The sequence below is a fragment of the Erwinia mallotivora genome (assembly GCF_000590885.1).
Lineage (GTDB): Bacteria > Pseudomonadota > Gammaproteobacteria > Enterobacterales > Enterobacteriaceae > Erwinia > Erwinia mallotivora.
This window is the reverse complement of record NZ_JFHN01000053.1, coordinates 13,488-34,273: the sequence shown is the minus strand read 5'-3', so window position 1 is coordinate 34,273 and position 20,786 is coordinate 13,488. Positions and strand designations below refer to the sequence as shown.

The following is a 20,786-nucleotide window of genomic DNA, read 5'->3' as shown; positions in this document are numbered from 1 at the left end:
TCACAGGGATTTATTGTTTCGGCAGCACGGATGATTAACGCCGGCCTGCTAAGCCTGAAACAGCCGCTCAGCAGGCAAAGGTGATACCACTGTTATTCCGGCTCTGCACGCTTTCCTCACAGAGCCTTCTGCATGTTAATCACTGCCCTGGCATTTGACGCGCTGGTGGCCAGCACGTCAATCACCCCCGCGTCAAGGCAGCGGTGGCATCGAGCAGTGCGTCCTGACGATACTGGTTAAACGGAGCTAAAGCGTGGCGGAAAAACTTCTGACATAATGAGCGAACAGGTATAATGGCGATCTCCCTGAATTGGTTGCACAATCAGTAGATCATACTTTCTATGCCCGATCTGATTTACCCGCCCATTACTGGGGATTCCCCAGCGCTTACTGTAGGGTTTTGTACTCATCGTAAACGGGAGTTCTAAGATGGGAACCGCGATAAGCTTACCGAAGAAGGAAAAAAATTAACGCAAATGCTGCCATGATCCCCGCTATCCATTTCCACTTTTTTGACTTATCAAAGTAAACAAAAATACCCTGAATAAGAACGATAATAAACAGGATTAATCCAGCAAAAACTTTCCCACTATCACTGCCGTTATTACTTAGTGAGCCTTGAGGTATGGCCGAATCCATATCATATATAACGCTATAATTATCTACCGTGGACAGGTAAATCACCAGCATAAAAAGCAGGTAAAACAGGATGAAAATAAACCTGATGAACTTTTTCACTCAGCTATCACCAAATTAGTTTGTTGAAATGCTGCCAATTTCTGACAATGAAATCACCGTACCGCATATCTTTTTTAATGCTTGCCAGACCTGGTTTGGTGCCCCGGTTATATCTGGCACCGACTATCCTGACATCATCCATACTTAGACGCGTTGGTAACTTGTCATAGTCCGATAGCTGGCGTAAGTGCTTAGCCGCGAGGTTAATATTACAGGTGTCTTTTTCGAGACATAGTGATAGCGCCCGAAGTTCTGACGTGCTCATCTGATCCGTATCAAGTCCCATAGTCCTGGCGGCGGTGCGAAGCTGCATACTGATAAAACCGAACGAGGTCTTAGCCGGTGGCGACGTTATAGTAAAATTACGGTCAACATAAGCAGGGCCGCTCCAGTCAATAGAACGTATCTCAAAAGCAATCCTGTCAATAATATTTGGATCTCCGCCGACTTCAATCCAGCAGACTCCTGCAAGTAACTCAGCTGGAATATTGTAACGAAGAGCGGCCGATCTGATGAGTGTACGGTGTTTTTTCACCCACGCGTCTTTAAATCCCCTGGCGTGACGCCTGCCACCACCGAACTGTTCAGGGAGGGCTTTCCAGCGAAATACATCTAAAAAAGTCCAGGAAGGGGATTTTGTCATTACTTTGCATTGCGCAAAATCTTTCATATCCATTTGACTAACTCCATTTAATTGCTGTCCGTTTGCAACTTCGAAATAGTAGCAATTCATTGAATAAAAATTAACAAAATAAAGGATTATTTAATTTGTCGATTTCTGACTTACAGCTCCAAATGCCCTGGAACGCCCTTAGAGGGCCGTATTGTCACGTCGAGTCACCCTGTGCCCCCACTCAGCGCAGCTATTCAGACCAACTGAAAAAATACACCACGATGGTTGCTGATACCGGCGATGTTGCATCGATCAAAAAGTTTGCCCCTCAGGATGCGACCACCAATCCTTCGCTGGTGCTGAAGGCCGCGCAGCTGCCGCAGTATCAGTCGCTGATTGCTGAGGCTATCGGCAAAGCTCGTCAGCAGGGCGGCAGCGCAGAAACGCAACTGATTAACGCCTGCGATCAGGTGGCGGTGGATATCGGCTGTGAAGTGTTGCGTCACATACCGGGGCGTATTTCCACCGAAGTTGATGCCCGCTTTGCCTGGGATCGTGGGATGTGCGTATCGAAAGCGCGCAAGCTTATTCAGATGTACGAAAAGAACGGCGTCGGACCAGAACGTATCCTGATCAAACTCGCTGCCACCTGGCAGGGGATTCGCGCAGCAGAAGAGCTGGAGCAAAACGGCATTCACTGTAACCTGACTCTACTGTTCTCCTTCGCTCAGGCACGGGCCTGCGCCGAAGCAGGCGTTTTTTTAGTCTCGCCGTTCGTAGGTCGCATTTACGACTGGTATCAGAAAAATCAGCCCCAGACGGCGTATCGGGTGGACAGCGATCCGGGGGTGGTTTCTGTCCGGCAGATCTATCAGTATTACAAGTCGCATGGCTACGAGACTGTGGTGATGGGAGCCAGTTTCCGCCGCATTGAGCAGGTACAGGGGCTGGCCGGATGCGACCGTCTGACTCTCTCCCCGCTACTGCTTGATGAGCTGGCTGCCAGCGAAGGTGCGTTATCCCGTCAGCTGGAACCCGGTAATGTAACAGAAAACCGCCCCAGTCCGCTGACCGAGGCGGAGTTCCTCTGGCAGCACAATCAGGATGCAATGGCGGTAGAAAAACTGGCTGAAGGGATCAGGTTGTTTGCCGTCGATCAGGTCAGACTGGAAAATCAGATTCAACAGATGCTGTAAGCCGTCATCGCAATGCCCTGACGATATTATTTTTAAGGCTTTTATCGGGCTGAAATTTCAGTGAAAAAGGGGAGACGTTGAGCACCTGGCTGAATATTATCCCCTGCAACGGGCGATGATTCTGATTAACTTGTCGTTATTGATGATTTTAAAAATAAACCGGAATTAATTTATATCCGCAACTAATTATCCTGCCAGTCACCCGATGCGGTTTCATTCTCGTAAATTCAATCTGTTGCCCCCGGCAGCTTTCTGAAATGCCACCTCAGCAGCCACCGCGCAAGATTTTCTTAGTGTGAGCAAGAAGAATAAAAAGAAAATAAGGGTGATTTTTCGCTGGAAATTTTCCTGCGCCTGCCGATAAACGGATTGATGGGGACGGGCAATAATGTGTAAACGTCCGGAGTAAAACACTGAATTAAAGGCTGGGTTAATATGTTCAGAAACAGAAAAATAAAATTAAATGCCATGCTCACACTGGCGTTTCTTATTGTCATCCTCATGGGCGTATTTACCACGGGCTTTGCCGGATTTAAACTCAATACGGCAAGCGAGCAACAGGATTTGACCAGCGCGCGACTGTCAGACTTACAGGCCCTTCAGTCGCTGAAAGATAACCTCACTCAGCAAACCAGCCTGTTACTGGCTGTTGCCGCACACGATCAGCAACAGACGGTGGCTAACCTGCAAACGGAGTTTTTCTCACTGCTGCAAAACAGTGACGCTATTACGGCGCATTTTCGGACGTTAATTAACGGCGCCAAAAGTATCCCAGGGATTAATCTTGCTGAAGTTGAAGAGGCCTCCGACCTGTTGAAAAAAATTGAAATGACCTCTGGACCGGTTAACCAGACTGCCCGGAATGTCTTTCAGCAAAATGAGGCCTCATTAGACGCAAAGCTTGTCAGTGACCTGATTCCGGCATTTTCGCAATATCGTGCTGCCGTAAATGGCATGGTTTCATATCAGGCGCGGGTGACGCTGAAAACGGCGCAGACATCGACTCAGGCTCTGTCTGGCGTTTATATGACGCTGGTTGGTCTGACGGTTGTGTTTGTTATTCTTGGCTTCGTTATGAGTGGGCTGATTACTCGCCGCATCAAACGTCAGCTGGGTGGCGAGCCGTCAGAGGCACAGCAACTAGCCGCAACGATTGCCGCCGGGGATCTGACCACGCCAGTAAATCTGCGTCCGAGTGATACCACCAGTCTGCTCGCCTCCCTGGACAGCATGCAGACTAATCTGCGCAGACTGGTGTCGCAGATTAAAGAGTCTTCTACCTCAGTCGCGCAGGCCGCCGATGAGATTTCTCAGGGGAACTCGGAGCTCTCTTCCCGCACCGAGCAGCAGGCAGCAGCGCTTCAGGAAACCGCCGCCAGTATGGAACAGCTTACCGCTACGGTAAAAAGCAATACCGCCAGCGCGCAGCAAACTGCGGAGTCAGCACGTGAAGCTGCAACACTTGCCCGCGTGGGTGAACGGGAGATGCAGCGTATGTCTGAAACCATGAACGATATTTCACTTAGCGCCACCAAGGTACGCGACATCACTTCAGTGATTGAAGGCATCTCATTCCAGACCAATATTCTGGCGCTCAACGCGGCAGTTGAAGCCGCCAGAGCTGGCGAGCAGGGCCGCGGATTCGCTGTGGTTGCCGGTGAAGTCAGAACGCTGGCTCAGCGTAGTGCCACAGCGGCCAGAGATATTAAGCATCTGATTGAAGAGGCGGTGAAACAGGTTGAAAGCGGGGTGGCTGTTGCCACTGGCACTGGCCAGAGCATTCTCAATATCGTGGGGATGGTCGGCAAACTGGCAGAGGCGATGGATAATATCTCGCTTGCTTCGTCTGAACAGATGCAGGGAATTTCACAGGTCAGCATTGCAGTAAACCAGATGGATGGTGTGACGCAGAACAATGCCGCCCTGGTTGAGGAGTCCTCGTCGGCCTCTCAGTCTCTTTCCGGGCAGGCGCACTCTTTAAGCGAAGTGGTCAATGCCTTCCGCATCTGACCCACACCCCGTTTCCCAATCGGGAAACGGGGGTTGAAAACCAGCATGACCCGCATGACGTTGCATCCTGACCGTCTTTTTTCCCCGGTCGGCACATGAGGCACCAATGCACCTGCTGAAGTAAAAAAGCGCCAGCAGATGGTTTCAAATGCAGGCTACCGACAGTCCACCGGACGAGCGTTGAAAGTTGATGGTGTATGCGGACAGGGCACGATTGATGCTATCCGCCGGTATCAGCGCCTGCTGAATATGTCGCCTTCAGTTCTGGTCGCATCCATCAGCAACAAGTCCAGCTTTTTAACATCGCTTACAGAAAAAGACTGAGTGAGGCTCGCAGTTTTTATATTCGGGTGGCTAAATCCATACCCAATGCCCCCGCCTGGAATACACTCGACATAAAAATCAGAGACGTGGTGGTCGATATTTTTTTATCAGGGGGGTCATAACGCGCCTGCACTGATGCGGGCGGCGATTGCTGGCAAAAGCGCTCTTGCAGAACACATTAAAAAAGATTCTCTATATATGAGCTATAAAGGTCACAGAAAAGATTGGGATATTTACGATGAAAAAACAGGTGATCACAATGCTGGTGGTTTTTTCAGCCCTTCCTCTTACCTCCAGTGCTGAATTGTCATGGGGAACTGAGCGTGATAACTGTTTTAAGCAAGAGAAAACGATTCCGTTGGCCTATGACTGCCTTGCGAAAAAAAAGGATGAGAGCAACAGGAAGCTCGACGTTTTAATTTCGGAAACGGATAAACGGATTAAGGCGAACAATATTGGCCCATTTAATGGCAAAGAGGATGCTAAAGAAACCTCAGGCGATGTGTACAGCAATAGATTTCTGGCAGCGCAGGAGAAATGGAAACAGTACCGACAGGCGCTGTGCCTTGCGGTTGCCACTGAGATTGATGAAGATGCCTATGATTATCAGTCCTGGCGTGATCAGTGCGAGATAAACCTCAATAAGCGGCATATGGATGAAATCCATTTGATGGGGCTTCCACCTGTTAGTTGAGAGCGTCTGTCAATGAGCCATCACCATCGGGTGTTGTGCCCGGGCGCTGGATTTACTGGGGTTTTGCGAACGATTACGGAGGGTGGCGAACGATGAAATGGTGTCCCCTGCAGGAATCGAACCTGCAACTAGCCCTTAGGAGGGGCTCGTTATATCCATTTAACTAAGGAGACAGCGGCGGCAGTATAGCGCGTTTATGGCAGCAGATTAAGCACTTACCTTTCTGACTGCTGGTTTTGTCATCAATCGTCTGTCAGATTCCGATTCTCTTCCATCAGACGGGCAATATGGCTGCGGACAATTTGAAGCCGGTGCGGGGCAATTTTGATCAAAATTGAGGTAGATCAATATCGGTGTCCTGGCGCAGGAATAGTGTAATTCGAACTATCCGTTCTGGAGCATTTCTGAAGGAATACACTATGCCTGGTAAACTGTCACTGGTTGTCATTACTGCAATTTGGCTGAGTTACGTCGTCTTTGCAGCCGGATATTACGCCAATACTTTTGCCCTGTTTAACGGATAATTCATTTCCTCCGGCAATCGTTCCGTCATAGCATTGCCGGAGAGCAAAGTACCCGTCTTACCACCAGACTCTGTTATTGCCCACCCGGCTGGACCCAGACTGCGGTAGCGATGATTTATCCTTTTGAGCCGGTATTCTGCTTTTTCTTTTTCCCCTCTGTTTTTGCTTTATTACTCATATCATTACGTATTTGTGCATGGCTTATCAGGGCAAAAATAAAGGTGCCACCGATGATGTTGCCTGCGAGAGTGGGCAGGGCAAAAGGCCAGATGAACTGATGCCAGCTAATCACGCCGTTGAAAACCAGATAGAGGATTTCAACCGATCCCACCACAATATGCGCCAGGTCGCCCAGCGCAACCAGCCAGGTCATCAAAATGATAATCCAGATTTTTGCCGCACCAGCAGATGGGAACATCCAGACCATTGTGGCAATAATCCAGCCTGACACCACTGCATTAGCAAACATCTCTCCCGGCGTGTGGGCCATCACCTTCTCGCTGATATGGATGAAAGCCTGACGTGTGGCGTCATCAAAAATGGGCATATGACTAAAGGCCAGAGAGGCCAGCGCAGTACCGACCAGATTTCCACCCAGCACAATTCCCCACAGACGAAGCAATAACAATATGTTGCTGCCGGTTGGCTTGTGCATGATTGGTAATACTGCGGTGACGGTATTTTCAGTAAACAGTTGCTGGCGGGCCATAATGACAATGATGAAGCCGAAGGTATAACCCAGATTCTCCAGCAGAAAAGCGCCGGGAACGCCATCAAGATTCACCTGAAAGATGCCTTTTGCCATCAGTGAAGCCCCCATCGACAGGCCTGCGGCAACGGCAGAAAACAGCAGCGCCAGACCGTCCCTTTCCAGCTCTTTCTCTCCTTCCTGACGAATCAACTCATGCACCGCTGCTGCGCGTGAGGGCAGGGACTCCTCATTTACATCAATTTCTTTGCCCTGTTCACTTTCTTCGCTATCAATTTCCACTTCTTCTTTACTGCCGTTCATCTGTAACTTCCTTAAAGCGTTTATTTTTTATCTTAAGCGTAGCGGGTTTCGTCTGCTCAGCTATCTGACTGAAGTGTGCTTTCAGGTTTTATCTGCATTCAGGGCTGGTTTTGCTGAACTTTTACGGTGCTGAAGGGGGGGGACGGTGCTCTGGCAGGGGGGATACTCAGCGTCTTTTGCCGGGGTTTGCTGATTTCAGGCATGGAAGTATTGAATGATAATGCGAATTCTCATAAGGCCATGAGCAGGCTGATTTATTCAGCCAACCCGCAGGCGTTGAGTCTGTAGGGCGACAACGGTATGCTGAGACGCTTGCTTATAGCACGGTGTTGATGGCAAAGGGAATGTTTGCTATCGCCAGCCTGCGGACCTGAATGGCCAGGTTAACAGCGAAAACAGGCGATAGTGAATTAATAACAGCAAGGAGGCAGGAATATGAAATATGGCATGATCATGCTGGTGGCGGTGCTGCTGGCATTCAGTGCGCTGGCTGATGATTTCAATACCCGATCATTTTTTGTCGTCGAGCGGCAGCAGAATCATTTACTGCTCCACTTTCTGCGTTGCGCTGAATGTCGGAACGACAGCGTTGCCGATTACCGGACAACCGACGCGGCGGATCCACGACTGACAGATTACCAACTGCGACAAAATGCCGGAACAACGGAACAGACAAAAGCGCTGATGACAGCAACTCAGGGCCATTTTCTGACCTCTCAGCCGATGACGACATCTTCAGTTGTCCTTCTTTGGGCTGGGCCGACGTTATTTGTGTTTATCGGGATGTTGATTATTATTCTGCGTAGCCGAGCCCGGCGGTACACCTGTTCAGGGCCGGGCGTCGCTCAACAGATGCAGCCAGACCGCCAGCCAGGCTCACGCCGCAAGCATTAACAGGTGAATTCAGGCTGACGGATCTGACCTGATAACAACTTCCCGGCAAAGAATCTGACAGTTATTACTCGCTGACGCCGGGTTGTATTCTGCTGTTGCGCCGCTGAAGAGCGCCTTTCTCAGGTCAGTCAGCCACCCTGACAAGACGTCAACCCTGGCAACGCAGGTAGAAAAAATGTTACCAGCTGACGGAGTGATGTATATTTCCGTCACAGATGGCAGCTCACCAATGCCAGGCACGGTTAAAAAAACTGCCGTGAAGCCATTTATTGCTGACGCCTGATTACAGCAGGGTCATGATGTTGCACCGGTTGTTGGTTGCGCTATGAGCAGTACCGAGATGTGGGCTGAGAGGTGCCTGAGGTTAGCGCCCATACCTTGCCGGACACCCGGCAGGGCATCCAGACTGTGATGCGTTTGCAGGTCATCAGCCGTGGAGCGTAAAGATTAATCAACGGCAGGCGTGAGCGATTACTATTTCACTACAGGGAGAATGATATGAGCTACCGCGTGATGGGCGTTGCGCTGGCCAGCGTATTGCTGATCGGCTGTGCCAGTTTGCAAACAAAGGATCAACCGCAGGGCAGATCCGATCCGCTGGAAGGCTTCAACCGTTCCATGTTCAACTTCAATTACAACGTGCTGGACCCGTATGTCGTTCGCCCTGTGGCGGTAGCCTGGCGTGACTATGTCCCTGTCCCGGCGCGCACCGGCTTGAGTAATTTCCTCGGCAACCTCAGTGAACCGTCAACGATGGTGAACTATTTTGTCGAAGGAAAGCCCTACAAGGCGATGATCCATTTCAATCGCTTCTTTCTTAATACCATTCTGGGGCTTGGCGGTTTTATTGATGTGGCAGGCATGGCCAACCCGAAACTGGCAAAGGAAGAGCCGCGCCGCTTCGGCAGTACGCTGGGCAACTACGGTGTCGGCTACGGACCTTATGTGGTGCTGCCGGGCTACGGCAATTTCACGCCACGTGAAGATATCGGTGGCATGGTGGATGACCTGTATGCGCCGCTTGGCTGGCTGACATGGTGGATGTCACTGGGGAAATGGACCCTGGAAGGCGTGGAAACGCGGGCGCAGCTGCTGGACAGCGATGCAATGCTACGTAATACCGGCGACCCTTATGCCTTTATGCGTGCAGCCTACTTCCAGCGTCACGATTTCCTCGCCAGCGGAGGCAGACTGGTTCCGCAGGAGAACCCCAATGCGGCGGCTATTCAGGGCGATATCAACGATATTGATGCCAATTAAAGATAAAAAGGCCTGTCATTTGACAGGCCTTCGTTGTTTAAGCATTGCTGTCAGAATTTATAGTTGAAGTTTGCGCCATACAACCAGGCTTTTCCGGTGGAATGGAAGGTGTAAGGTCCTTCTTTTACCGTCACATCCTGTCCGTGCATGTAAGAGATACCGAGATCAACCGACGCATCCTGATTGAAGGCATAAGATGCCCCGGTACTCAGCCACAGACGGTCCTGATCGGGAATAGAAATGGTGCGGTTATCTGCCGGAACCGGGCTGTCATCAAAGGCAATACCGGCGCGGAAGGTCCAGTTGTCATCATAAAAATAGGATGTTCCGAGCGCGATACGGTAAGCATCTTTATAACTTTCATCCTTCAGAAACAGGGTCTGGCCATTGTTGCCGGTTGCTTTCAACTCCTGAAACTGGCTCCAGCTGGTGTAGGTCATGCTGTAGTGAACCGCCCACTGCGGCGCGACTTTATGCCAGCCAGAGACTTCCCACATTTCCGGCAGGTTCAGGGTTAACGAACCCGGAATAGTTGTGCCGCTGGTGCCATAAGGCAGGCCAAGATTCAGAGCCTGATTCAGTGGGTTAATGGAGCTGGGGAGATTGCTCTTGTAGTCGCCGTCAAAATCGACTTTAACTTCTGAGCGGTAGGTAAAGCCGAAGCGATTATCCTTATCGACCTCATACAAAATCCCGGCGTTCCAGCCATAGCCCCATTCGTCGCCTTTCAGGTGGGCAATTTGTGTATCAGCAGGGAGCCCGAGAGCCTGGCCGGATTCGCCCGCATAACGCTCGATCTTTGCCCTGGCATACACCGCATCAAACCCGACACCAAAACTGAAATGCTCATTAAGTCGGTACGCCGTACTTAAATTCAGATTCATGGTTTGCAGGTCGGTCTTACCGGCATAGGGGCCTGCGGTGTAGCCATTATTGTATTCGGTCGCCAGCCCGTAATTGGAGGTGGCTGAGGCCCCCAGCCACCACCGATCGTTTAATGGCTGAACGTAATGCAGATTTGGCACCCATTGAGAGGGGGCAATATTGCTGGCACTGAGGCTCCTTCCCGTCGGGCTGGTGCCGTCAATGCTGACATCCGGGTCGATATAGACCGCGCCAATAGAGAACATCGGACGATCCATCAACGCCATGGTGGCCGGGTTACGACTGGCCGACGCAGCGGTATCGCCCATCGCACCCTCACCGGAGTATGCCCGGCCCAAACCAATAGCGGAGAATTCATTAAGCTGGAAGCCTGCCGCGGAAACATTTGAAGAGATAAGCGCCACTGCAACTGTCAAAGCCGACTTTGCAAACAGGTTTTTATGGTTCATGACCACAACCTCATTTTCTGGTTTTTATTAACTCTGTTACATCAAGTAACAAACGCCGGGGGAGTGTAGGGACTGAATGACAGCGAACAAATCAGACCAGTGGCCCCAGTATAGGTCTGACCTGTTATGATGTTGCAATATTGATTTATAAATATTTCAGAAATGATCTAAGAAAAGCGATCTGCTTAACAAAAAAATAACACTATCCGCTAGTGACTTTTGCTTCTTATGTCCCTGATCAATTTTTACTGTGATATTCGTCACTTAAAATCGCTGACCGGGACAATAACCGGACAGGGAAATTGCTGCGGCGTAAACTGTGAGCAATCTGTCAATTTTCTGCCTGGATATACACAGGCCAACCGGAGAATGCTAATGAGTGATGTCACTAAACCCTGCAACGCAAACGAAACCGCCGCCTGCTGCTGTGTTGATGTCGGAACCGTGATGGACAACACCGACTGTACCGCCAGCTGGAGCCAGCTGTGCACTGACCGTCAACAGGCGCAGGCCGTACTGAGCCGCCTGACTGAAAAAGCGCGTCAGGTTGAATCCGAGCCCTGCCAGATTGATGCACGACTGACTGACGTGCCGCAGGGTATTCAACTGGATGCCGATTTCACCTTTTGTTGCCAGGCGGAAACCATGATTTTCCAACTCGGCCTGCGTTAATTCCTCCTCCAATGGTCGGGCGGGCTCAACGCCTGCTCGCTGTCCGGGATAGCGTGTTGTTCCTCGCAATTTTCTTTTCCCTGTGGTGCAAAATGTAAAAATCTGGTTAACATTAGAGAGGTCAGACCTGTTTTAACAGGCACACTCCATGGCGATTTTACAGGTGATAAGCATGCGTAAAGCGTTACCTTTGCTGACCAGACAGGGCGATCGTATCGCCATCACCCACGGTTTACGCACCCCTTTTGCACGCCAGGCTACGGCGTTTCACGGCATTGCGGCGCTGGAACTTGGCCGCATGGTGGTCACCGAGCTGATGGCCCGCTGGGACATATCCCCCGGGGTGATAGAACAACTGGTGTTTGGTCAGGTGGTGCAGATGCCGGAAGCCCCTAATATTGCACGTGAAATTGTGCTGAGCAGTGGTCTGAGCGTCAATACCGATGCTTACACTGTTTCCCGTGCCTGCGCTACCAGCTTTCAGGCGGTAGCGAATGTGGCGGAGAGCCTGCTGGCCGGCACCATTCAGGCCGGTATGGCGGGCGGCGCAGACTCTTCTTCGGTTCTGCCGATTGGCGTCAGCAAAAAGCTGGGGCGAGTGCTGGTCGATCTCAGTAAAGCCCGGACCCTGCGACAAAAACTCCTGCTGATCGCGCAATTGCGTCCTGGTGATTTACTGCCTGTTCCCCCCGCTGTGGCGGAGTACTCCACCGGACTGCGGATGGGTGACACCGCTGAGCAGATGGCGAAAACACACGGCATATCACGTCAGCAGCAGGATGAGCTGGCGCATCGCTCGCATCAGCGTGCGGCCCATGCATGGAAACAGGGCTGGCTTAACGATGAAGTGATGACCGCGTTTGCTCCCCCCTGGAAAAATGCGCTGGAAAAGGACAACAACATTCGTGAGCAGTCGAAAATGGAAGATTATGCGCGGCTGCGTCCGGCCTTCGACCGGCGGCACGGTACGGTGACGGCCGCCAACAGCACGCCGCTCACCGACGGCGCTGCCGCCGTGATCCTGATGACCGAATCAAGGGCTAAAGAGCTGGGGATGATACCCCTGGGCTATCTCAGAAGTTATGCCTTCACTGCCATTGACGTCTGGCAGGATATGCTGCTGGGACCCGCCTGTGCCTCTCCGCTGGCGCTGGAGCGGGCGGGTCTCACTCTGGACGATTTAACCCTGATTGATATGCATGAAGCCTTTGCTGCCCAGACGCTGGCAAATATCGGGATGTTCGCCGATAAGCGTTTTGCACGGGACGTACTGAATCGTCCCGATGCGCTGGGCGAGATCGACCCGGATAAATTTAACGTGCTGGGCGGTTCAATCGCCTATGGTCACCCTTTTGCGGCAACCGGGGCCAGAATGATTACTCAAACGCTGAACGAACTGCGACGTCGTGGCGGCGGCCTCGGATTGGTTACTGCCTGTGCTGCTGGTGGCCTGGGCGCGGCGATGGTTGTGGAGGCTGAATAATGGAGACCAAATCTGCATTCACCCTGAGTCAGCGGCCGGACAACGTTGGGGTTATCACGCTTGATGTTGCCGGTGAAAAAATGAACACCCTGAAGGCGGAATTTGCCGGACAGATACGGGAAGTGATTGCCAGAGCCCGACAGAACCCGCAACTGGCCGGACTGGTGATCATCTCCGGCAAGCCGGACTCATTTATTGCCGGGGCGGATATCAGCATGATTGCAGACTGTTCCTCGGCACAACAGGCGGAGGAGCTGGCCCGGCAGGGACAGGACGTGATGGCGGAGATCGCCTCGCTGCCGTTTCCGGTGGTGGCCGCTATTCACGGTGCCTGCCTGGGCGGCGGTCTGGAACTGGCGCTGGCATGTCATCAACGGGTGTGCACGCTGGATGATAAAACACGGCTGGGATTGCCTGAAGTGCAGCTGGGACTGCTGCCCGGTTCCGGGGGAACGCAGCGGCTTCCCCGACTGATTGGTGCTTCTGCGGCACTGGATATGATCCTGACCGGCAAAACGCTGCGGGCCAGCCAGGCGATGAAACTGGGACTGGTCGATGATGCCGTACCGCCGTCAATCCTGCTGGAAACGGCAGTAAGCAGGGTATTGCAGGGAGCAACCGCTGCGCGTGCTTTGCCACTGCGGGAACGCCTGCTTAACACGGCGGCTGGCCGTGCCCTGGTGTTCAGACTGGCGGCGAGGAAAGCCCATGAGAAAACCCGTGGCAATTATCCTGCCACACAGCAGATTTTGCAGGTGATGAAAACTGGCCTGCAAAAGGGCAGTGAAGAGGGGGATGTGCTTGAGGCGAGGGCCTTTGGCCAGCTGGCGATGACCCCCGAATCTGCTGCACTGCGCACGATTTTCTTTGCCACCACGGAAATGAAGAAAGAGGCGGGAAGCCAGGCGCAGGCGCGTGAGGTTAAATCTGTCGGGGTGCTTGGCGGGGGGCTGATGGGGGGAGGGATCGCTTATGTGACCGCCGTTCGCGGCGGACTACCGGTCCGTATCAAGGATATTGGCGCGCAGGGGATAAATCACGCGCTGAAATACAGCTGGGAGCTGTTAAGCAAAGAGGTACAGCGTCGTCGCATCACCTCAGTCCAGCGCCAGCAAAAAATGGCGTTGCTTACTGGTGGGATAGATTTTCAGGGCTTTCAACAGCGAGATGTGGTGATCGAAGCGGTGTATGAAGATCTCACCCTCAAGCAGAAAATGGTGGCGGAGGTCGAAGCCTGCACCCGGCCCGATACGGTATTTGCCTCTAATACCTCATCGTTGCCAATCAGTGATATCGCCGCTAACGCACGGCGTCCTGAAAATATTATTGGTCTGCACTTCTTCAGCCCGCCAGACAAAATGCCACTGGTGGAGGTGATTCCACATTCACTCACCAGCGCAGAAACCATCGCCACCACCATCGCGCTGGCCAAAAAGCAGGGCAAAATGCCGATAGTCGTGGCGGATAAAGCGGGGTTTTACGTTAACCGTATTCTGGCACCTTATATAAATGAAGCCATGCGCTGTCTGCTGGAAGGTGAGCCGGTTGATGCTATCGACCAGGCGCTGGTGGATTTTGGTTTTCCGGTCGGGCCTGTTCAGTTACTGGATGAGGTAGGCATCGATGTGGGGACGCATATCATGCCGGTGCTGGCTGACGCCTGGGGAGAACGATTCATCGCGCCGGACGCCTTTAGTGCCCTGCTGGATGACAACCGTAAGGGCAGGAAAAACGGCCGTGGTTTTTACTTATACGGCAAAAAAAAGTGGGGCAGCAAAAAGTCCGTCGATGGCACTGTCTATCACCTGTTAAATATCAAACCGCAGCGTCATCTGAGCAGCGAGAATATTGCCCGCCGTTGCGTAATGATGATGCTCAACGAAGCAGCCCGGGCCCTGGATGACGGTGTGATTCGTTGTGCACGTGATGGAGATATTGCGGCGATATACGGCATGGGATTTCCTCCTTTTCTTGGCGGGCCATTCCGTTATATGGACCGGCTTGGCATCCGCCAGGTGGTGAATACATTAGAACGCCTGATGCAGGCGCGGGGTGAGCGCTTTGCCCCCTGTGAGCGGTTGCGCCAGATGGCGGAGACACAAGAAACCTTTTACAAACCACGAGTTAAGGATGAGACTCAAGAGGATTCAGCGGGTTAGGTTTGCTGCGGTTATTATGCTGAGCAGGAGTGTTCCGGAATGCGGTTAATTAGTAAACAATCGGTTGACTTAACTTCCGGCATTAGGGTACAACACAGCGTTCATTCCCGGAATGAAGAGTCGGAAAGTGGTTTTTTCCGGCGTTTTTGTTTAACAAAAGCGGTGCATTATGCAAGTTTTCATTATGCGTCACGGCGATGCGGCTTTAGAAGCTGCCAGTGACTCGGTAAGACCTCTGACTCATTGCGGCAGTGATGAATCACGGCAGATGGCTAACTGGCTGAACGGCCAGAAAGTGGATATTGAGCGGGTACTGGTAAGCCCATACCTGCGTGCGGAGCAAACTCTGGTTGCCGTGCGCGAAGCACTGCCGCTGCCGGAGGGGCAGGATATCCTGCCAGAGCTGACGCCCGGCGGCGATCCCGCACTGGTGGCCTGTTATCTGCAAGCGCTGGCAAAGGAAGGGGTGAAATCGGCGTTGGTGATTTCTCATCTGCCACTGGTGGGCTATCTGGTGTCTGAACTTTGTCCGCAGGAAGCGCCGCCAATGTTTGCCACCTCGGCGATTGCCTGCGTTGATTATGACGACGGGAACGCCACCGGTAGTCTGGCGTGGCAGGTCAGCCCGTCCAAACTGGCGAAAGCCATGTAGTTCCTCAGCGGGCCGTTGATACCGGCCCTACCTCTCAGGGCAGCGCTGGCGGTTGCCACTCTTCCACCTCAATCAATACCAGCAGCGCGGCATCGCCGCCGAACAGCTTTGGTGCCTGATGAAAAGCCATGACCAGTGGGTGTTGCGCCAGCCACAGCGGAGTCTGCTGTTTCAGCACATGTTTGCCGTGGCCGTGCATCACGCTGGCACAAAAGATATGCTCGCGGCGACAGGCGGCAATCAGCGCACCCAGTTCGTCTTTCGCCTGTTTCTGCGTCAGACCATGCAGATCAAGAAATATTTCCGGAGTGTAATCACCGCGCCGCAGTTTTTTCAGTTCATAGTGGCTGACGTCAGCACGGACGTAGCGGACCGGACCTTCTTCTGCCAGCAGCGGCTGAAACTCATCGGAAAAGTAGTGGCTGGCATCGATTTTCTCGGCAAGAAGACGCTTTTGCGGCACTTCCGACAGTTTCCTGCGCAGCGGCTTATGGACAATGGTGTCCTGTGACAGCTTGCGGGTGCCGGACATCAATCCTCGAAACAGGGCTTTGTCATCAGCACTGAGCGGCTGTTTTTTACTCATTGATTCTCCCGTGGCGCGAAAAATGCCAGGATTTTTAACATTTATCGACAGTCTACCCTGACTTTTCCCGGCAGATAAACAAATGTCAGCTTTTTCACCCTGCTGCGCTGAATTATCGCCAGCTTCATGGCAAACTAGCTGCCGGATTAAGTTTGGCCTGTGGAGGGCACTTTGGACAAAATTTTCGTCGAAGAGGCAGTCAGTGAACTGCACACCATCCAGGATATGCTGCGCTGGTCGGTCAGCCGTTTTGCTGCCGCTGAACTCTGGTACGGTCATGGCACCGATAATCCCTGGGACGAAGCTGTCCAACTGGTCCTTCCCACCCTCTGGTTGCCGTTGGATATTCCGGAAGATATGCGCACTGCCCGGCTGACATCCAGTGAACGGCACCGCATTGTTGAGCGGGTTATACGCCGTATCAACGAACGCATTCCGGTCGCTTATCTGACGAACAAAGCCTGGTTCTGTGGTCATGAATTTTATGTCGATGAGCGGGTGTTGGTTCCCCGTTCGCCGATTGCCGAATTAATTAATGAACGTTTTGCCGCTATCCTGCCGACAGAACCCGGACATATTCTGGATATGTGCACCGGTAGCGGCTGTATTGCTGTCGCCTGCGCGTATGCTTTTCCCGATGCGGAAGTGGATGCGGTGGATATTTCGACCGATGCGCTGGCGGTAACTGAGCACAATATTGAACTGCACGGAATGGAGCACCATGTGACGCCAATCCGCTCGGACCTGTTCCGTGAACTGCCTGCCACGCCTTACGATCTGATCGTCACCAATCCGCCGTATGTTGATGAAGATGATATGAGCGATCTTCCCGGCGAATATCGTCATGAACCTGCGCTGGGTCTGGCTGCGGGTAGCGATGGCCTGAAGCTGGCCCGACGCATCCTGGCGTGCGCGCCGGATTATCTGAGTGAAGAAGGGGTGCTGATTTGTGAGGTGGGCAACAGCATGGTGCATATGATTGCGCAGTATCCGGATGTCCCTTTCCGTTGGCTTGAGTTCAGCAATGGCGGCGACGGGGTCTTTATGCTCACCCGTCAGCAGATTGTTGATGCGCAGCATCACTTCAGCATTTACAAAGATTAATAACCATAGCGATCGCCAGGGGGCAACGTCAGTTAATGTCGGCGCATACCCGAGGGTGAGAGGCGAAGCGTGCTCACCGTCCTGCGGACAGTCAGACTGCCCGGGTAACGGGCGACGCTTTGTAAGTTTGAATCGCAATTAAAACGCCCATTGAAGAAGATACAGGAGTCAGGATGGCGGGTAATACAATTGGTCAGGTGTTTCGCGTGACCACCTTTGGTGAGTCTCACGGACTGGCGCTGGGATGCATTGTTGATGGCGTGCCGCCAGGCATCCCGCTGACAGAAGCCGATTTACAGCACGATCTTGATCGTCGTCGTCCGGGAACCTCGCGCTATACCACTCAGCGTCGCGAACCGGATCGGGTAAAAATTCTGTCAGGCGTGTTTGAAGGCGTAACCACCGGCACCAGTATTGGCCTGCTGATTGAAAACACCGACCAGCGCTCGCAGGACTACGGAGAAATTAAGGACCTGTTTCGTCCGGGCCACGCGGATTACACCTACGAACAGAAGTATGGCGTGCGTGACTATCGTGGCGGCGGGCGCTCTTCTGCTCGCGAAACGGCAATGCGCGTGGCGGCAGGGGCGATTGCCAAAAAATATCTGGCGATGACATACGGCATCCGGGTGCGTGGCTGGCTGGCGCAAATTGGTGATGTGGCCTGTGAGCTGAAGGACTGGGAGCAGGTTGAGCAAAATCCCTTCTTCTGCCCGGACCCGGATAAAATTTCGGCGCTGGACGAACTGATGCGTGCGCTAAAAAAAGAGGGTGACTCCATCGGCGCAAAAGTGTCGGTGATGGCGGAACAGGTGCCGCCGGGCCTGGGCGAGCCGGTCTTTGATCGCCTTGATGCCGATCTGGCCCACGCGCTGATGAGTATCAATGCGGTAAAAGGGGTGGAAATTGGCGACGGTTTTGCCGTAGTCAGCCAGCGTGGCAGCGAACACCGGGATGAAATCCGTGCAGATGGCTTTTTGAGTAACCACGCAGGTGGCATTCTTGGCGGTATCAGCTCCGGCCAGAACATTCTGGCGACCATCGCGATGAAACCCACGTCCAGTATTACCGTGCCGGGTAAAACCATTAACCGTCACGGTGATGAAGTGGAGATGATAACCAAAGGTCGCCACGATCCCTGCGTGGGAATTCGTGCGGTGCCTATCGCAGAAGCGATGATGGCGATTGTACTGATGGATCACTTACTGCGTCAGCGAGCGCAAAACGCTGACGTAAAAACGGATATTCCTCGCTGGTAAGCGCTGATGAAAAAGACTCTGCTGGCGCTGAGTGCGCTGATGATAAGTGCGGTATCGCTGGCGGCAACGCCCTGGCAGTCGATTCGCCAGCCGATTGAGGGTAAGCCGCAGGCGATTGGCGCGTTTTCCAACGGCTGCATTGTTGGGGCGCAACCGTTACCGCTGGATGCGCCCGATTATCAGGTGATGCGTCAGGATCAGCGGCGCTTCTTCGGCCATCCCGATCTGATTATGTTTATTCAGCGGCTCAGTGCGCAGGTACACCAACTGCAACTGGGTGAAGTCCTCATTGGCGATATGGGAATGGCGGCTGGCGGCCGTTTCAGCAGCGGCCATGCCAGCCACCAGTCGGGGCTGGACGTCGATATCTGGCTGCAACTACCAAAGAACCGCTGGACCCCGGCCATGTTGTTGCAGCCCCAGCCACTGGATCTGGTCAGCGCTGACGGAAAAAACGTGGTGAGTGCGCACTGGCAGCCGCAAATCGACAGCCTGATAAAACTGGCGGCGAAGGATGATGATGTCACGCGCATCTTCGTTAATCCGGCGATTAAAAAACAGCTGTGCGCCGATGCTGGTGTCGACCGCGACTGGTTGCGCAAAGTGCGGCCGTGGTTTGGTCACCGGGCACATATGCATGTGCGCCTGCGCTGCCCGCCAGACAGTCTGGAGTGTCAGGACCAGCCGCTTCCACCGCCGGGTGATGGCTGCGGTGCCGAGTTACAAAGCTGGTTTGCACCTGCGAAACCGGGTAGCGGTGAGCCGGTGAAGCGTCAGCCGCCGCCGTTGCCTCCCTCCTGTCAGGCACTACTGGATAAGCATCTGCTTTAGGAACGTTCGAATGGACTGGTTTGTAGTCAGCCCACTGGTGGCTGGTGTGCTGTTTCTGGTGGCGGTACTTGCCGCCTTTATTGATTCGATAGCCGGGGGCGGGGGCTTACTGACCGTCCCTGCGCTGTTGTCCGCCGAGCTCTCTCCCGCTCAGGCGCTGGCGACGAATAAATTACAGTCGGTGGGAGGATCGTTCTCCGCCAGCCTCTATTTTGTTCGCCGTAAAGCCGTTAACCTGCGCGAGCAGCGGCTGAACATCGCCATGACCTTTCTGGGCGCGGTGACGGGGGCTGTTCTGATCCAGCATATCCAACCCGGACTGTTGCGTCAGGTACTGCCGCTGTTGCTGATCGGCATTGGCCTCTATTTTCTCCTGATGCCGAAAGTGAGCGAAGAGGACCGGCAGCGTCGTCTGCACGGGCTGCCTTTTGCGTTGGTCGCCGGAGGATGCGTCGGATTTTATGACGGCTTCTTTGGTCCCGGCGCGGGATCGTTCTACGCCCTGGCCTTTGTCACCTTATGTGGTTTTAATCTCGCTAAATCTACCGCACATGCCAAGGTACTGAACTTTACCTCGAACTTTGGCGGGCTGCTGTTCTTTATGTTCGGTGGCAAAGTGGTATGGGGCACCGGGCTGATCATGCTGATTGGCGCGATTTGTGGTGCGCGGCTTGGGGCTCGTATGGTGCTCAGTCGCGGTCAGACGCTGATCCGCCCGATGGTAGTGACCGTCTCAGCGGTAATGAGTGCAAAGCTGCTGTATGACAGTCATGGCCCAGCCATTGTTGCCTTCTGGCATCACCTGTTTGCTTAACGCGATAATCCCGATGCGCCACGGAAATGGCGCTAAATCTGAGCGAATGACCATGCCTTCCACACATCACTACCCGCAGTTGATTGAGATTTTCGATCGCTGTTTTTTTGACGATTTTCAGACGCGCCTGATAAAAGGCGATGACGAACCCATCTATCTTCCTGCCGATGATGCGGTGGATTACCATCGTGTGGTTTTTGCGCACGGTTACTATGCCAGTGCGCTGCATGAGATCTCCCACTGGTGTATCGCCGGTGCCGAGCGTCGTAAGCAGGTTGATTTTGGCTACTGGTACTGCCCGGACGGGCGAGATGCCCTCACGCAGAGTGAGTTTGAAAAGGTGGAAATCAGGCCTCAGGCGCTGGAATGGATGTTTTGTGTGGCTGCGGGGTTTCCCTTCAACGTGAGTTGTGACAATCTCAGCGGTGATTGTGAGCCGGATCGCATTGCATTTCAGCGCAAGGTACACGCCCAGGTTATGTTACAGCTGGAAAAAGGCGTGCCAGAACGGCCCGCCCGCTTTATCGCTGAACTGGGTAACTATTATTCAACTCCTCCACTGAGTGCGGCACAGTTTCCGTGGCCGGAAGATTTGTGACCTCAGGGATGCATCCGATAAGGAACGGT

20 protein-coding genes and 1 tRNA gene are annotated in these 20,786 nt (G+C 53.1%); 15 read left to right on the top strand and 6 right to left on the bottom strand.

From position 1 onward, the window contains the following. Positions 1–447: 447 nt before the first annotated feature. Together BG55_RS12660 and BG55_RS12655 are read right to left on the bottom strand one after the other, a co-directional pair. Positions 448–738, bottom strand: coding sequence for a hypothetical protein (locus tag BG55_RS12660; RefSeq protein ID WP_034938210.1), 291 nt, complete (start codon positions 736–738; stop codon positions 448–450). Positions 739–745: 7 nt separating this feature from the next. Then, the gene (locus BG55_RS12655; RefSeq protein ID WP_084276300.1) at positions 746–1,414 is read right to left on the bottom strand and encodes a hypothetical protein; all 669 of its coding nucleotides are present in this window, start codon (positions 1,412–1,414) and stop codon (positions 746–748) included. Between the two features lie 200 nt (positions 1,415–1,614). Here BG55_RS12655 and tal point away from each other — a divergent pair, with 200 nt between their 5' ends. The 4 genes from tal (at position 1,615) to BG55_RS12635 (ending at position 5,575) form a co-directional block, all read left to right on the top strand. Beyond that, positions 1,615–2,547: a transaldolase gene (gene tal, locus BG55_RS12650; protein ID WP_034938674.1), complete on the top strand. Its 933-nt coding sequence runs from the start codon at positions 1,615–1,617 to the stop codon at positions 2,545–2,547. Positions 2,548–2,982: 435 nt separating this feature from the next. Next, positions 2,983–4,557: a methyl-accepting chemotaxis protein gene (locus BG55_RS12645; RefSeq protein WP_034938209.1), complete on the top strand. Its 1,575-nt coding sequence runs from the start codon at positions 2,983–2,985 to the stop codon at positions 4,555–4,557. 138 nt (positions 4,558–4,695) lie between these two features. Beyond that, complete coding sequence (locus BG55_RS22995) at positions 4,696–4,881, top strand: hypothetical protein (protein ID WP_034938207.1); 186 nt, start codon at positions 4,696–4,698, stop codon at positions 4,879–4,881. A 238-nt stretch (positions 4,882–5,119) separates the two neighbouring features. Further along, on the top strand, positions 5,120–5,575 hold the full coding sequence (locus BG55_RS12635; protein WP_084276298.1) for a lysozyme inhibitor LprI family protein: 456 nt from the start codon (positions 5,120–5,122) through the stop codon (positions 5,573–5,575). A 98-nt stretch (positions 5,576–5,673) separates the two neighbouring features. On the opposite strand, the gene BG55_RS12630 is transcribed toward BG55_RS12635, so the two are convergent. Both BG55_RS12630 and BG55_RS12625 read right to left on the bottom strand, forming a co-directional pair. After that, positions 5,674–5,748 (bottom strand) — tRNA-Arg (locus BG55_RS12630). 466 nt (positions 5,749–6,214) lie between these two features. After that, entirely contained in the window at positions 6,215–7,111 is an 897-nt protein-coding gene (locus BG55_RS12625) for a formate/nitrite transporter family protein (protein WP_034938206.1), read from the bottom strand. Positions 7,112–7,546: 435 nt separating this feature from the next. On the opposite strand from BG55_RS12625, the gene BG55_RS12620 reads away from it, so the two are divergent. Together BG55_RS12620 and mlaA are read left to right on the top strand one after the other, a co-directional pair. Continuing rightward, complete coding sequence (locus BG55_RS12620; RefSeq protein WP_034938205.1) at positions 7,547–8,005, top strand: cytochrome c-type biogenesis protein CcmH; 459 nt, start codon at positions 7,547–7,549, stop codon at positions 8,003–8,005. 498 nt (positions 8,006–8,503) lie between these two features. Beyond that, positions 8,504–9,265 carry a phospholipid-binding lipoprotein MlaA gene (gene mlaA, locus BG55_RS12615; protein ID WP_034938203.1) on the top strand — a complete coding sequence of 254 codons (762 nt, stop codon included), beginning with the start codon at positions 8,504–8,506 and terminating at the stop codon, positions 9,263–9,265. Positions 9,266–9,315: 50 nt separating this feature from the next. Here mlaA and fadL read toward each other — a convergent pair whose 3' ends face one another. Continuing rightward, the gene (gene fadL / locus BG55_RS12610) at positions 9,316–10,599 is read right to left on the bottom strand and encodes a long-chain fatty acid transporter FadL (RefSeq protein ID WP_034938201.1); all 1,284 of its coding nucleotides are present in this window, start codon (positions 10,597–10,599) and stop codon (positions 9,316–9,318) included. 375 nt (positions 10,600–10,974) lie between these two features. Between fadL and BG55_RS12605 the strand changes: the two genes are divergently transcribed. The 4 genes from BG55_RS12605 to sixA all read left to right on the top strand — a co-directional run bounded on the left by BG55_RS12605 (position 10,975) and on the right by sixA (position 15,565). Beyond that, entirely contained in the window at positions 10,975–11,271 is a 297-nt protein-coding gene (locus tag BG55_RS12605; protein WP_034938199.1) for a YfcZ/YiiS family protein, read from the top strand. 172 nt (positions 11,272–11,443) lie between these two features. Further along, positions 11,444–12,754 (top strand): acetyl-CoA C-acyltransferase FadI, encoded by a 1,311-nt coding sequence (gene fadI, locus BG55_RS12600; RefSeq protein WP_034938670.1) that lies wholly within the window; start codon positions 11,444–11,446, stop codon positions 12,752–12,754. Next, positions 12,754–14,913 (top strand): fatty acid oxidation complex subunit alpha FadJ, encoded by a 2,160-nt coding sequence (fadJ, locus tag BG55_RS12595; protein ID WP_052018825.1) that lies wholly within the window; start codon positions 12,754–12,756, stop codon positions 14,911–14,913. The genes fadI and fadJ overlap by 1 nt, the downstream gene beginning before the upstream one ends. A gap of 169 nt (positions 14,914–15,082) precedes the next feature. Next, positions 15,083–15,565 carry a phosphohistidine phosphatase SixA gene (gene sixA, locus BG55_RS12590; RefSeq protein ID WP_034938198.1) on the top strand — a complete coding sequence of 161 codons (483 nt, stop codon included), beginning with the start codon at positions 15,083–15,085 and terminating at the stop codon, positions 15,563–15,565. 34 nt (positions 15,566–15,599) lie between these two features. Here sixA and smrB read toward each other — a convergent pair whose 3' ends face one another. Further along, positions 15,600–16,151 carry an endonuclease SmrB gene (smrB, locus tag BG55_RS12585; protein ID WP_034938196.1) on the bottom strand — a complete coding sequence of 184 codons (552 nt, stop codon included), beginning with the start codon at positions 16,149–16,151 and terminating at the stop codon, positions 15,600–15,602. A gap of 171 nt (positions 16,152–16,322) precedes the next feature. On the opposite strand from smrB, the gene prmB reads away from it, so the two are divergent. From prmB to BG55_RS12560, 5 genes are all read left to right on the top strand, one after another. Beyond that, on the top strand, positions 16,323–17,255 hold the full coding sequence (gene prmB, locus BG55_RS12580; RefSeq protein WP_034938195.1) for a 50S ribosomal protein L3 N(5)-glutamine methyltransferase: 933 nt from the start codon (positions 16,323–16,325) through the stop codon (positions 17,253–17,255). A gap of 173 nt (positions 17,256–17,428) precedes the next feature. Beyond that, entirely contained in the window at positions 17,429–18,514 is a 1,086-nt protein-coding gene (gene aroC / locus BG55_RS12575; protein WP_034938193.1) for a chorismate synthase, read from the top strand. Between the two features lie 6 nt (positions 18,515–18,520). Then, positions 18,521–19,345, top strand: a complete 825-nt coding sequence (mepA, locus tag BG55_RS12570; RefSeq protein WP_034938192.1) for a penicillin-insensitive murein endopeptidase — start codon at positions 18,521–18,523, stop codon at positions 19,343–19,345. Between the two features lie 10 nt (positions 19,346–19,355). Then, positions 19,356–20,159, top strand: coding sequence for a sulfite exporter TauE/SafE family protein (locus tag BG55_RS12565; protein WP_034938190.1), 804 nt, complete (start codon positions 19,356–19,358; stop codon positions 20,157–20,159). Between the two features lie 52 nt (positions 20,160–20,211). After that, complete coding sequence (locus BG55_RS12560; RefSeq protein ID WP_034938667.1) at positions 20,212–20,757, top strand: elongation factor P hydroxylase; 546 nt, start codon at positions 20,212–20,214, stop codon at positions 20,755–20,757. Positions 20,758–20,786 lie beyond the last annotated feature (29 nt).

Excerpts from the sequence above, each read along its gene's own strand:
- BG55_RS12655 (WP_084276300.1), bottom strand. The coding sequence starts at position 1,414 with ATGGATATGAAAGATTTTGCGCAATGCAAAGTAATGACAAAATCCCCT.
- BG55_RS12645 (WP_034938209.1), top strand. The coding sequence starts at position 2,983 with ATGTTCAGAAACAGAAAAATAAAATTAAATGCCATGCTCACACTGGCG.
- BG55_RS22995 (WP_034938207.1), top strand. The coding sequence starts at position 4,696 with ATGGTTTCAAATGCAGGCTACCGACAGTCCACCGGACGAGCGTTGAAA.
- BG55_RS12635 (WP_084276298.1), top strand. The coding sequence starts at position 5,120 with ATGAAAAAACAGGTGATCACAATGCTGGTGGTTTTTTCAGCCCTTCCT.
- BG55_RS12625 (WP_034938206.1), bottom strand. The coding sequence starts at position 7,111 with ATGAACGGCAGTAAAGAAGAAGTGGAAATTGATAGCGAAGAAAGTGAA.
- BG55_RS12620 (WP_034938205.1), top strand. The coding sequence starts at position 7,547 with ATGAAATATGGCATGATCATGCTGGTGGCGGTGCTGCTGGCATTCAGT.
- mlaA (WP_034938203.1), top strand. The coding sequence starts at position 8,504 with ATGAGCTACCGCGTGATGGGCGTTGCGCTGGCCAGCGTATTGCTGATC.
- fadL (WP_034938201.1), bottom strand. The coding sequence starts at position 10,599 with ATGAACCATAAAAACCTGTTTGCAAAGTCGGCTTTGACAGTTGCAGTG.
- BG55_RS12605 (WP_034938199.1), top strand. The coding sequence starts at position 10,975 with ATGAGTGATGTCACTAAACCCTGCAACGCAAACGAAACCGCCGCCTGC.
- fadI (WP_034938670.1), top strand. The coding sequence starts at position 11,444 with ATGCGTAAAGCGTTACCTTTGCTGACCAGACAGGGCGATCGTATCGCC.
- fadJ (WP_052018825.1), top strand. The coding sequence starts at position 12,754 with ATGGAGACCAAATCTGCATTCACCCTGAGTCAGCGGCCGGACAACGTT.
- sixA (WP_034938198.1), top strand. The coding sequence starts at position 15,083 with ATGCAAGTTTTCATTATGCGTCACGGCGATGCGGCTTTAGAAGCTGCC.
- smrB (WP_034938196.1), bottom strand. The coding sequence starts at position 16,151 with ATGAGTAAAAAACAGCCGCTCAGTGCTGATGACAAAGCCCTGTTTCGA.
- aroC (WP_034938193.1), top strand. The coding sequence starts at position 17,429 with ATGGCGGGTAATACAATTGGTCAGGTGTTTCGCGTGACCACCTTTGGT.
- mepA (WP_034938192.1), top strand. The coding sequence starts at position 18,521 with ATGAAAAAGACTCTGCTGGCGCTGAGTGCGCTGATGATAAGTGCGGTA.
- BG55_RS12565 (WP_034938190.1), top strand. The coding sequence starts at position 19,356 with ATGGACTGGTTTGTAGTCAGCCCACTGGTGGCTGGTGTGCTGTTTCTG.
- BG55_RS12560 (WP_034938667.1), top strand. The coding sequence starts at position 20,212 with ATGCCTTCCACACATCACTACCCGCAGTTGATTGAGATTTTCGATCGC.